General features: G+C 34.2%; 8 protein-coding genes. All 8 read right to left on the reverse strand.

Going from position 1 to position 13,488, the window contains the following annotated elements; genetic code table 11:
- Positions 1–138 precede the first annotated feature (138 nt).
- Positions 139–654, reverse strand: a complete 516-nt coding sequence (locus SLW70_RS15920) for a hypothetical protein (RefSeq protein WP_320889643.1) — start codon at positions 652–654, stop codon at positions 139–141.
- A gap of 83 nt (positions 655–737) precedes the next feature.
- Positions 738–2,021: a T9SS type A sorting domain-containing protein gene (locus SLW70_RS15925; RefSeq protein ID WP_320889644.1), complete on the reverse strand. Its 1,284-nt coding sequence runs from the start codon at positions 2,019–2,021 to the stop codon at positions 738–740.
- A 126-nt stretch (positions 2,022–2,147) separates the two neighbouring features.
- Positions 2,148–2,816: a T9SS type A sorting domain-containing protein gene (locus SLW70_RS15930; protein ID WP_320889645.1), complete on the reverse strand. Its 669-nt coding sequence runs from the start codon at positions 2,814–2,816 to the stop codon at positions 2,148–2,150.
- Between the two features lies 1 nt (position 2,817).
- Positions 2,818–5,730 carry a hypothetical protein gene (locus SLW70_RS15935; RefSeq protein ID WP_320889646.1) on the reverse strand — a complete coding sequence of 971 codons (2,913 nt, stop codon included), beginning with the start codon at positions 5,728–5,730 and terminating at the stop codon, positions 2,818–2,820.
- 92 nt (positions 5,731–5,822) lie between these two features.
- Positions 5,823–6,299, reverse strand: a complete 477-nt coding sequence (locus tag SLW70_RS15940) for a hypothetical protein (protein WP_320889647.1) — start codon at positions 6,297–6,299, stop codon at positions 5,823–5,825.
- 16 nt (positions 6,300–6,315) lie between these two features.
- On the reverse strand, positions 6,316–8,073 hold the full coding sequence (locus SLW70_RS15945) for a RagB/SusD family nutrient uptake outer membrane protein (protein ID WP_320889648.1): 1,758 nt from the start codon (positions 8,071–8,073) through the stop codon (positions 6,316–6,318).
- 19 nt (positions 8,074–8,092) lie between these two features.
- Positions 8,093–11,200, reverse strand: coding sequence for a TonB-dependent receptor (locus SLW70_RS15950; protein WP_320889649.1), 3,108 nt, complete (start codon positions 11,198–11,200; stop codon positions 8,093–8,095).
- Between the two features lie 667 nt (positions 11,201–11,867).
- Positions 11,868–13,367: a sulfatase gene (locus tag SLW70_RS15955; protein ID WP_320889650.1), complete on the reverse strand. Its 1,500-nt coding sequence runs from the start codon at positions 13,365–13,367 to the stop codon at positions 11,868–11,870.
- Between the last annotated feature and the right edge of the window lie 121 nt (positions 13,368–13,488).

Genomic DNA, 13,488 nt, shown 5'->3' on the forward strand with positions numbered 1-13,488 from the left:
GGTTAGTTAAGCTTAAAAACTTAATTTTCTTAATTTCTTAATGGTGTAAAAAAGATTATATTTTTTTGGTACACATAACGGATAGTCATATAAAATAAATATCGTTTTTTGTTCAAATAAACTATTGTTTAGTTGCGATTACTTTTTAACAATTTTTATATCATCAACATAAAAAGTTCCTGTTCCACCCCATTTAGGATTTCCAGAAACAGAAAGACTCAATCGTTCACTATCTTCAGCAATTACCAATTCTTGTGAAAGGTCTATCCATTTTCCTTTTTCAACTTTATTAATTTTAAAATTAGCTGCCGCAAAAGGTTTCATAACGTTGATATTAAAACCTGTTGCTTTTAAGTTTTCATCGGCCATAAATTTCAAAGAAATAATATAGGTTCCAGAACTCCATTTTACATTTTCATTTCCACCTAGAAAAAGTTGAAAATTTTCTTTCTCATTAGCTGGCAATTCGGTGACATTATACTTTAAGCTTGATTTTCCTGAAACTGCTTTTTCATTAGTAACCATAAATACTTCTTTGGCTTTAGTCCAAATTCTTTTATTACCATCTTCAAAATCAAAGCTTATTTCTTGAGCCGACATTTTAAAAACACTAGTAGTTAATAACACAAAAGCGAATACTAATTTAATTTTCATTTTTTTTATGGTTTTATTGGTTAAATTATTAATTAAAAAACCGCCCACAAATTTGTGGGCGGTTTAGAAAAAATGTTTTATAGTTATTTTTTAACTATCTTATCTTGGTAGGTTTTACCGTCTTTAGATACTTTTACTAAGTATAAACCTGATGCTAAATCTGAAACTGAAACTGAAGTTGTTCCTTTAGCTGTTTTTACAACTGCTCCTAAAGTATTAAAAATTTCAATTGAACTTCCTTCTGGAGCGTTTACATTTAATACATCAGTAGTTGGATTAGGATAAATTGAAACTCCTTCAAGAGTATTCTTTTTAGTTCCTAAAGTAATACCTGTAAAGGTAGAGGTAAAATCATCTAACCAAACAGCATGTGTAGTATTTAAGCCACCTAATCCCTCAGATGATAATATACCAGGCCAAATTCCTATTGTCTTAAAGTCTGGATCAGAAGCCGTAGTCGTGTAACTAAACGTTATTTGATGCCAGTTACCATCTCCTGCAGGTACAGCTCCTATTCCATCTACATTTTTTAGAGGTGTTGTACTAACTCCATCTCTTAAAGGGAATCTCATCAACATATTAAAGGCAGGAGTTCCTACAGTAGTTTTTATCCAACACTTTACTTCTATTACAGATCCTACCCCATATGTTGCTCCCGGGGCACCTGGCTCAACACCTATTGTGTCGTCACTAAAGATAAACATGTTTGCAGGCGTGTCATTACTTAAGTATTCAAATTTCATACTTGCTTGTCCAGTTCTTCCGTTAGCATAATCAAGTAACGTTTTTACATAAGCATTACTGCTCGTTTTCCATGGTGTGCTATTACCTAACTGATCTTCAAAACCTGGGTTCTTAACGAAGCCATTGCTTGTTGGTGTAGCTATGAAATTAATGAATTCAACTTTATCAATCTCAATATTGTCAGTAGATGCCGTAGTTCCAGTTCCAAAAAACACTCTAAATCCATCTATAGTTCCTGTGTAAGCTGCTGCATTAAGTTGATAATAATAGGTTTTAAACTCCGTGTCATTCTTGCTTAAAGTTACTGCTGTGTTTCCTAGGTTAGTACCACCATTTCTAATGGTTAAAAAACCTAGGTTAGAATTGTTTTTCATGACCACTTTTACGTAATTGTAGTTTGCGGAGTTTAAAGCCCAGCCCCCGTTAGCTACAGTAGCTTGATCAATATAGAAATTAGTCCTACCACCAGTAATTGTATAGGTAATTGTAGTGGGATTCAAAGTTACCGCGGAACTTCCCGTTGGTGTAAAATTGTCATTAGAATTAGTAAAATTAAAAGTTTGCGCATTTGTTATTGCCATAAAAGCAATAGCAAATAAAATTGAAAGGTAGAATTTTTTCATAATATTTTTTATTTAAATTATTAATACTTCAAAAGTATCTTTAACCTAAAAAACTAGTGTTTGTGAGCGTAAATAAAATGTATCTCTCAATAAATAAGTCAACAAACCCTTGATTTTACTAGGAGTTTAACGTATAATTATTTTTCTTGAAAATATTTTTTCAGCATTAGTTATCTTCAATACATAAACTCCAGAAGCCAAATTGGATATAGGAAACTGACTTAGTTCCTCATGAGTATTGATTTTTTTGACTAGCATTCCACTATTATTGTAAAGCATAACGGAACTCCCTATTGGACAGTTAATATTAAGCAAGTCCGTAACAGGATTAGGAAAAATAGTTACGGTACTATTCTCAAAATCTTCCGTCCCTAAACTAGAGACAAACTCTATATAAAAAGCATCTAAATAAAAATTTCCAGCACCCACTCCTGAATAATCGTCCTCGAGTATTTCCACTTCAAAAATCTGATCTGTTATCGATTCTTCAATCGAAAATTCTTGACTTAAAGTGACCCACTGTCCTTGGACCAGATTTTTAAAATCCCAACTTAATTCCTTAGCAACTGGATTCAGGCTCGTTTTAATTCCCTTGATGTCGGTACCATTCGCGACCCAAACTTTTAGATACATTTTGTAGTTCCCTGAAGATAGGGAAATTTTGGCATCATTGACGGTTTCTCCGCAACGAATTGTATAAGGAACAGCTGTATTTTCCTGAGCAAATATTACTGTTGTTCCCCATTGTAAAACGAAGAATAAGAAGTATTTGCTGTATTTTTTAAAATTTTTCATTTTATAAAGGGGAATTTAATTCGACATCAATAAAGCGAAACAAGCCAATAGGAATGTCTACAGTAGTCGTTTGATTGGTTACAAAAAATTGTTTTCCATCCATTAAATCGACAATCTTTACAGGAGTAACGGTGTTAAACTTAACGACTGCGTTTTTGGCAGTAGGATTAATATAGCCGTTATCAATTAAAGTCAACCTTAAATGGGTTGGAGAAGTTTGCGCAACTACCCAAGCCACATCACCAGTAACGGTAATCGGAATTTTGGTTGCTCCCGCTTCAATTTCAGATTTAATAGTTTGGTAGTAGGTATTGGCATTGTATTTAGTCACCCCATCAGCGGCGTAATAATAACGCCCATCCGTATAATACTCTTTTAATATATTTTGATATAAAGAATGTAATTTGTCTTTCATCAACCCTCTAGGGGCGGTCAAATCAGCTTTGGCTCCTGCTTGCGGGGGTGTAATCATGACCATCCCATTAGGATAATTGGGCAGGAAGTTCAAACGGCGTTCTTTCATTCCGGCAGCATATTTTGAAAAATCCCAATCGGCCAAAGGCGCTCCTGGCCAACTCCCATTCATTCGACTAAAAACAAAAGGATTGGCATCTTCAAAAGCTTGATCAAAGTTGGTGAGCCATTTTGATTCTGAACCTTCTTCAAGATAATGAGCATCTGGTGCAAGCATACTTAAATGCACTGGAGACAAACTCACAATTTCCGAACGTTTAGGGACAAACAAAGCGCCTTTGGCTAACAATTTTGCAAACAATTCTGGCTTAGTAAAATTATCAAAATACTGTGCGCCACTGGCAGCAGCATAAACCAATTGGCGTAAAAAATGATTGTCTAAGGTCTGACTTGAAAACTGCCTCATACGATCGTAACTGGCATTATCTGGAACCGCTCTGGCTCCCCAACTATCCACAGCGCCACTTGCCCAAATTCCCATTCGAGAAGCCAAACTCAACTCCATTGTTTTATCAGTCGTCTCTTCCATCGCAGGAACAAAAACATTCTTGAATTCACCTGAAAGCAATCGAGACCACATAGGTAAATAAGTACTCCCTTGCCAAAAAATATTCTTAGAACGAATAAACAATTTTAGGTTTTTGTCTTGTCCGTAAGTCGCTAACGGATAAAACAAATCATTCAAAACAAACTCAAAATCAGCGCTATCATCCTGTAACTCTGGATAAATTAAAACCGTTTTTCTTCCTGAAACCGTATTGACCTCATCAATTACTTTTTTAGTGGTTTCTTTACTAAACATATAAGGGTCATTTCCATGTCCGCCCCAATAGGCGATTCCGTTAGCCCCTATTTTTGGAAAAATAAAACTCAAGGCTTGAGCCTCGGTCCAGTCATAGGTTCGCCTGCTATCACGGACATCTCTATATTTTAGGTTAGCTAAATTTTGTCTATCCCAAGTGGCACCATCCTGAGCATGAGAAGTAAAAAATTGGTCAATAAAAATAGGCGCATTATATAAAGAGGTATTAATTCCAGAAGTATTGGTGTACATCAAATTAATTTCGAAAGGATTGCGTTCCCAACTTGGTTTTACAAATCCATTTAATTGCGTTTCCAAAGAAGTTGTATTAGTCAAAACCTGTTGGGTTTTCCCTGGCGAACTGATATTTATATATTTTGTTTTCCAATCCGTACTAGAAGGATCTATAACATGGATGTCGCTACCTCCATTTTGATTACTAGCCAAAATAATTTTCCCGGTTACAGTATCTTTCCACATATCATTGAAGGCATAGGGACATTCTAACACTTCGGCAGTTGTAAAATTGCGATTTGGTGGCAACAGCACAATGTAATTTCCATATAAAATAAAATATTGATACGAAGTTCCATTAGGGATAATTTCAACTTGTGCCACGACATAAGTTGTATTTTTAAATTTACTTATAATGCTCGAAATATCCATTACTTCCTGAGCAGCACTTGGATTTAAGGGATCAAATTCAACTGCTGTAGCGTCATTTTTATGAGTACTATTTCCCATTAAAATTTTGGTAATACCATTTACAGAACTAACTCTCATTTCACCCACTGGTTTTGAGGAGTTAATTTTTACTGTTGGGGTAAGAAGGCTTGTACCTAACACATCAAACAAATACATATTTCCTGTAGATTGCATGCTGTTATTAGCGCCTACAATTGCTACCATATCCGTTCCATCTGCTTTTTTCACTTTTCGAATAAAATTGGCAATATGTACTTTGGTAGGCGCTGTTGCTCCTCCAAAAACTCTATTATCTGAATAGGTCGAAGAAGCTAAGGTTTGTTTGATTGTTCCATTGGCATTCAAATAGTAGATGTTTTTGTCATAACCGCCGCAAACTACATAAGGAATCCCATCTTTTTGAACCACACAGACCGCATACATGGGCGCATCATTGGGTTTAAATTGCCATTTTAATGTACCATCATAATTCAAACAATATAAGATACCATTGGCATTTGCTGCAAAAATCTCATCGATACCATCACCTGTAATGTCTTCGCACCAAAGGTCATGATTCATAAAACCTGATAATTTGTTTTCCCAGATTTTTTTACCATCATATCGTAATCCTAAAACAGTCCCTTCGTAACTAGAAGCAACGATATAGGACTTGTTGTCTTTTATAGCGGTTCTAATTTTCGATATGGTGTAATTGACATCTTTACTGTCTAAAGACTTTTCGATAGTTTTAAATTTCAAACTATAGGTTCCACTGGCGGCTTTGGTATTATCAAAAGACCAATTTTCGGGTTTATTTGTAGTCCAACCCGTCCCAGCTTCTTCAAAGCCGTAATACTTATCTTGTAGTAGATTGGGATTCGATTGAGCATTGGTTATTGCTCCAAAAAATAATACTGTTGGGATATATAAAAGTATAGTTCTAAAACTCATATAAATTGATTTAAAAAAATAAAAAAAAGTCTATGATATCTAATCCTAAAAAACCAGAATACCATAGACTTTCTATTTAAACATTAGTAAATTTAAGGAATCACAGGAGTCGAAACCGTTACTGTAATAGTTTGTTCCGCTGTCCAAACTCCATCTACTTTTTTAGTTCCACGAATGGAATCCTTATAGGTGTTTTTAATTTTAATAGTTTTTACACCTGCTTCTTGAAACAGAACATAAGCCAATTTTTCATTGGTTACTAAACCTGCATCAGGTATAATAAATTTGGCATAATTAAGTGAATCATTTTCAGAAAATCCAGGCTTCATAAAAGCAGTCCCTTGTGAAATAATCCACTCATGTGAAAGATCTCCTTTGGACACATCTTGAAAAGCCATAAACTTATTGAGTTTAGCCGTTTTTGTAGTAGTATTATAGGTTGTCTTAGGAGACGACCACCAGGTAAAACTAGCATAATCATCATAAGGTAAATCATATCCATTGTCAGAGCAACTTTGTACTGCATAAGCCGTAAATAACAAAGCGCTAATAATTATATATTTTTTCATTTCGTTATTATTTTAATTATTTAATACTGTTATTATTAAGCGTCTCATTTTGAGGAATTGGAAAATACCCCAAATCTTTAGCGGCCCATACTTGAGCGGCCTCATTGTACTCAGTAAACTGAAGGTTCCCAGGTCCTTTTACCAATAAACTATTATTTCTTGTTGCTGTTCCTGATGGTAATTTCGTATATGTATAATTAGCAACACTATATATTTCATTACTTAGAGAATTAAAACGTTGCGCTGTAATCCCCCAACGACGCATATCATTAAAACGTGTATTAAACCCTTCAAACGATAACTCTAATGGGTACTCTTTATACATCAAATGATTCATTAAGGTAGTTGTAGTGTAAGCGACTCCATCATAATCATTTAAGGTTGTGTTTCCTGTACCTAATAATCGTAATCCCCATCTCTTTCTAACAGTATTGATTAAATCAATTGCACCTTGAACATTAGGAGCACTACCTTGAATTAAACATTCTGCTTGCATTAAATACACCCCAGCCAATCTGTTTATAACGATATTTCTACCCGATTTCCAAGGTGATGTCGCCGTTTGAAATTCATTAGTTATTCCAGGTGCAGCATGATTAGTATACTTCTTAAACAACGAAAACCTAGTATTTCCAAAAGAGAAAACTTGAGGAGCTTTGTTACCATAATAAGGAGATATTTCGTCATTTACAACTGCTATACTTTGAGAAGCTCTTAATGGAATGGTACGCATTGGCCCAGTCAATAATCCATTGGTATGATTACGAACATCCTTTGTATCCATTGGCTCTTTTGAGTACTCATAGGTTAACCAAGCGGAAGGTAATAATTGACCTTGACCTCCAAAGTTATCATTTGTAACTAAATTTCTAGCTGGAGGAGCTGTCCATCTCGCCAGTCTATTAAAAAAGGATTCTTCATCAAAAATTGCATCTTCTGGTTGTAAGTTTTCGGCATAATTGATTTCAAAAATAGATTCTGAACTAAAATCATTAGCTCCTGTAAACATTTTACTTACATCTTGCACTAAGGCATAGCCGTAATCTCCTTTTACATTATTAATGATATCATTAAAATATTCTTTGGCTTTATCATAATTCCCTTCGTACAAATAACTGGTCCCTAAAATAGTAGCTGCAGCTCCGCCATCAACTCTTGATTTTGGTTCCATTTTAGCTGGTAAATTAGCGTAGGCATACTCTAAATCGGCTCTGAAAAAAGTTTTTACTTCATCAGAAGTCGATAGTGACTTAGCGTAATCCTTAGCACTTTTAGGCACAGCATCACGAATAACGATTTTTCCTTGATTGAATTCAGAATGCAAATAAAAATGCATTAATCCTCTAAAAAAACGAGCCTGTCCCATTTGTATTTTCCAACGTGCTTGTGCTTTAAGATCATCAGACATTCCGTTTAGTCCTTCAATTACTTGATTAGCGCGCCAAATCACACGGTATTTTGATTCCCAACGTCTTTGTAGGTCGCTATCATCAAAATTGATACGGTGTTGATACCATGGCAACCAATTTGTAGTAGGGTTAGTTCTTTGTCCTGGAAAAGCCAAATCTGTTCGATACAATTCTCTTTCTAAATCTAAAATATAATGATCTACCATTGCTCCATAAACGGATGTAAGATTAGATTCAGACTCATCTAAAGTTCTCCAATAGGTATCTGTAGAAAGGAAGTTTGGATTGGTTTCTTCTAAATATTCGGAGCAGGATTGCATTGAGCCTATCAATACAATGACCATAATTATAACTATCTTTTTCATATGTTCTATTTATTATTTATTAAAAACTAACATTTACACCAAAAGAGTACAATGATGTTAATGGATATCTTGATAAATCTAACCCTCTTTGAGCTATATTATTTCCACCAATTTCAGGATCATAGCCATCATAACCAGTGATTGTTAATGGGTTTTGAGCTGATAAATAAAGTCTTAGTTTATTAATACCCATCTTATTAGACAGTTGTTTTGAAAAAGTATATCCTAAAGTCACTAATTTTAATCTCAGATAATCCCCATTTTCTACAAATTGGTCTGTAATTCCTCTAGCATTAGGATGATCTCTATCCTTTACTAATGGAATATTTGATGTTGGGTTGTCGAGAGTCCACATATTTACTAAGTCGGCATGACGGAATCTTGCATAAGCATCTGCCTTAGTACCATTAATGATTTCCGCGCCTACTGTCGCATACCAGTTCATAGCTAAATCAAAATTTTTGTAAGTCCAATTCAAATTAAAGCCCATTTCGAAATCTGGCAATCCACTTCCTGAATACACTCTATCTTTATCGTTTAACACCCCATCTCCTGCATCAGGAATTCCATCATTATTGGTATCTTCAGTTAATTGATCTACATATCTTAAATCTCCTTTGGTAGCGATACCACCACTAAAATTATTATAAGCAGCAACCTCAGCATCTGTTTTTAAAGTTCCAGCGGTTTGATACAACCAAAAAGAAGCCGCTTCATGCCCAACTTTAAATACTGTTGCTGCACTACCCAATACTTGAGAATTTGGATTATAAATAATATCAACCCCATCAACAATCTTCGTTATCTCATTTCTATTCCTAGTAAATGTAACCCCTAGATTCAAAGAACTTTTACCAATTTTTTCACGATAATTAGCTCCAATTTCTAAACCTTTATTAGTCATATTTCCAATGTTTAGAATTACATCCTGTTCTTGACCTTGTACAACCCCTGTTGATCCTGGTAAACGTACAGGAAACAACATGTCTTTTTTCTTAGTAACATAATAATCAGCTGTAAGCGTGAATTTATTTTTAAAGAAAGCCAAATCAACACCAAGGTTATTCGAGATAGAAGTTTCCCATTTTACCTCTGGATTAGCATAAGAAACAACTGCTGAACCTAAAGTTAGATTTGTGTCATTGACATCAAAAATATAATTTCTTCTTCCTGAGATAACAGAAGCAAATTGATAATCATCGAAGTTATCATTACCTACGGTACCACGGCTTAGTCTAATTTTAAAATTATTAACCGTACCATTCAAAGGCTCCCAAAATTTCTCATCGGATACGTTCCATGCTGCCGAAACAGATGGGAATGTCCCCCAGCGTTTATCAGAACCGAATTTACTTGAACCATCTCTACGACCTACTATTGATAACAAATATTTACCAGCGTAATTGTATTGAATTCTCCCCATAAATCCTTCATTTTTTCGCACATAATTTATCCCAGAATAAGCAGAAGGATCTTGACCAGCGTTATTAATAACTTCTACTTCATTGGAAATCACTCCATTCCTAGCAGCATTAAATTCTTGAAAAGTACGCTCATCCAAAGAAGCAGTAGCAACTAAATCTAAGTTATGCTTCCCAAATGTTTTTTTATAATTCAAAATACCATCCCAGCTAAAAACATTCAATCGTGAAGCAAATGCTGCAACACCACTTTTTAACGGATCTACTTCAACAGAACCAGTCGTTAAATCAACTAACTCATATCTTGGTCTAAAAATATTTCGAATAGAATTATCAACATTTGTACCTAACCTTGTTGTAAATTTTAAATCTTTGGTTATGTCTCTAGTTACACTTAAGCTAAGGTTTATCTTGTCATTTCTTTGATTATCTTTACGTCTAAGATCTTGTGCTAATTGATTTAGAGGTGTTTCTACTCCTCCTTGACCTGACTCCGTATAAAAAGTATCTGAAGTATTATCTACAATAGGAAAATAAGGCTTGTAACGAATCGCATTTGTAATTAAACCATTCGTAGCTCTATCTCTGTCCTCAATTATAAATCCAATACTAGTATCAATCTTCCAGTGTTCTGATTTATAGGTTGTCGAAGCTCTACCGTTGTATCGTTTGAAATTAGAGCCTATCAATACCCCATCAGCATTAAAGTAACCACCTGCCACATTATAAGTAATATTTTTATTTCCTCCTGAGATATTTAAATTATAGGTTTTGCTTTCTGCATCATTAACCAATACAATATCTCTTAAATCATTATCATTCGTTAACCATTCTGGTCGGGTTGGCCCTGGATCAAATGCACTTGGATAGTTGTTCTTCTGCTGTACCTCAAAGTAAAGTTGCTGAGATGCATCCATCAAAGGTGTACCTGGTCCAAGACGTTGTACACCATAAGTGGTATTAAAATCAACTTTCATTGCACCATCTTTTCCTCTTTTAGTAGTAATTAAAACTACCCCAGCAGCTCCTCTTGTTCCATAAACAGCAGCCGAAGCGGCATCTTTCAAGACATCAATGGTTTCAATCTCATTACTACTCAATCGTGGATCTCCTTCTTGCGGAATTCCGTCCACTACGAATAAAGGTGTATTTGAACCCGAAAGCGAGGTAATACCTCTAATTTGGATACTAGATTGCTCTCCTGGCTCACCAGAATTAGCTGTAATATTCACACCAGCAATTTGTCCCTGCATTGCAGAACCTAAATCAGGCGTAATAAATCTTTCGATATCATCCGATTTTAATTGTGATACCGCTCCCGTTAATTCTTTCTTCTTAACAGTACCATACCCAATAACGACAACATCATCAAGTTCTTGAGCTCTAGACTTCATTGTAACATTAATAAACTTACCGTTTACAGGAACATTCTTAGTCATCATTCCGATATAACTAAACACGAGCAAATCACCCATTTTAGCTTTTATAGAATATTCTCCGTCAAAATTAGTTACTGTACTCGCTTTTGTTCCTTTTACTAAAACCGTAGCCCCAGGAATAGGAAATCCATCATCTACACTTTTTACAGTTCCCTGAACTACTATTTCTTGAGCTTGAGCAGTGAAATTACAGAAAAGCACTATCATCATCATTTTCAAAAAATGAGATACTTTTCTACTAGACTTCATTGTTTTTTTAATTTTCATTTGATTAATTTTTAAGTAATTTCAATCCTTACTTTATTTTTTTTTGTTCTAATAAAACAGTCGTATTCCTTAAATTAGAAAATAAAGCGGTATTAAATTTTAATGTTTAATAATTATTAGAGAATCTATTTTTTTTTTAGACACTCAATCTGATAATCAATTTTAACCTGAATTCGTAAATTCCTTTTTTTGTTTTTTAGTTTTCATCATTTAGTTTGTTTTAGTTCAAAAATTATTTTTAGGTTCCTTTAAATCTATCAATTGTTCTTCTTTACGAAAACACGGATATTTTTAGACAACTTTTTTATAGTCCATAAAAAAACATAAGTATTTTTATTGTTTTCGCATAAAATTCCAGATTGTAAAGGTTAAAAAAAACTTAACAATGTTTGTTTCTACTGGTAAATAAGATGTCTTTATGAGTAAATAAAAGGCGAAACAAGAACATAACCTATTCATAACAAGATAACTAACCAAAACACATAACCCTGAAATAATTTTATTAATTTGTGTTAAAAAAAATATTTAAAACAGCCGTATAAAGTATTAAACAAGAGACCAACCTGCTTTTAAAGATTATTTCATCTAAACAAAAAACCAAGATTAATAGAAAGAAAAAAGAGCAAACTTTCGACTGCTCTTTCTAATAGTATCAAAACTATAGTATTTATTTCACCACTGCATTAGGAGGCAAAGGCACGTTGTTTTTTTGACGCCAATGAACCATTTCATTTAAAAGAGAATGCATAACCTCTTTATTAACATCAGCTAAATTGTGAGCTTCCAAGGGGTCTTTACTTAAATCATACAATTCTAACTTTCCATCAGCTAAAAATTGAATAAGCTTGTATTGATTTTTTCGAACAGCAGTACAAGTTCCATGCTTGTATTGACTAGATAATTGCCAAAATAAAGAGCGATTATTAAAAAACTCACTATCACTTTTAAATTGTCCTACTAAAGAATTCCCATCTAAGACCCCTTTGTGATTTTTGATTCCTGCTACTTCCATAAAAGTAGGGTAAAAATCTAAAACTGAAATCAATGCTTCACTCCTTCTAGCCGTTATTTTTCCTGGCCAGTTAATCATCGTAGGCACTTTGATACCTCCTTCATAAATATAACCTTTAGCATTTCGAAGTCTATTATTAGTACTTGGGCCTTCGTTATGACCATTATCAGAAGTAATGATAATCATCGTATTTTCACGTAAATTATTTTGGTCTAAATAATCCACGATTCGCTTAATATTTTGATCCACTGACTCAACCATAGTAGCATACTCCACCATCGTTTGACGTCTTTTTCCAAGTCCTTGACCCGTAATCGAATCTCCCGCTTTATTCATGTATTTCTCCAATGCAGCTTTACTTCGGGGCAAAATAGGATTATGGACTGCGTAAAAATTCAAATTAATTAAAAAAGGTTCCCTTTTATTTTCAGCTATAAACCCAATTGCTTCATCGGTTAATCGATCAGTCAACCATTCGTCACCTTGTTTAGGTTCGATAAACGGATTACTAAAAGGTGCCAAATATCCTTTGGTTTCACTTTTATATCCTCCCAATTCAAAAGCAGGATCTCCTCTAAAAGTTCCTCCTATATTTTTGATAAAGCCACGTCCTTCTGGATAATATTGCTGAACTGCTTTGGACTTATGTAGAGCAACCCAATCGTACTCTCCCGGATTAGGCTGTCCTAGTTTTTCTTTTAGCGGGTATTTCATTTTTAACTCAACCAGCGGATTAGGCCCCACAATATGCCATTTCCCAATATGAATGGATTTATAACCTGCTTTTGCTAAATCTTCTGAATAAATAGGATGTTCTCTTCCAACTGTCCATCGGGAAAATATATTCTCTTTATCATCACCTTTTTCCAAAACAGGTACCGTATAAACCCCTGTTCTAAATGATTGCTTTCCTGTAAAGATTGCTGTTCGAGATGGCGAACAGGTAGGATATGCATACGAATTATCAAACACCAAACTCTCTTTAGCCAATTGATCTAAATAAGGCGTTTCATAAAAAGTAGAACCATTAAATCCCACATCACCATACCCCAAATCATCTACCATAATAAAAACAATATTTGGTTTTTGAGTTTGTGCATTCAAAAAAGCAAACCCCATTAGGGCAATGGTTAAATAAATTATTTTATTCATCATATATCATTTATTTGATTTTATCCCAAGGAATAATAATTAATCGTGTTAATAGTTAAGCAAATAAAATCATTATAGCAGCTGAGACTGTATCTCTCTATATAAAATTTGTATCTCAAAGTCA

The sequence above is a fragment of the Flavobacterium sp. NG2 genome (genome assembly GCF_034119845.1).
Taxonomy (GTDB): domain Bacteria; phylum Bacteroidota; class Bacteroidia; order Flavobacteriales; family Flavobacteriaceae; genus Flavobacterium.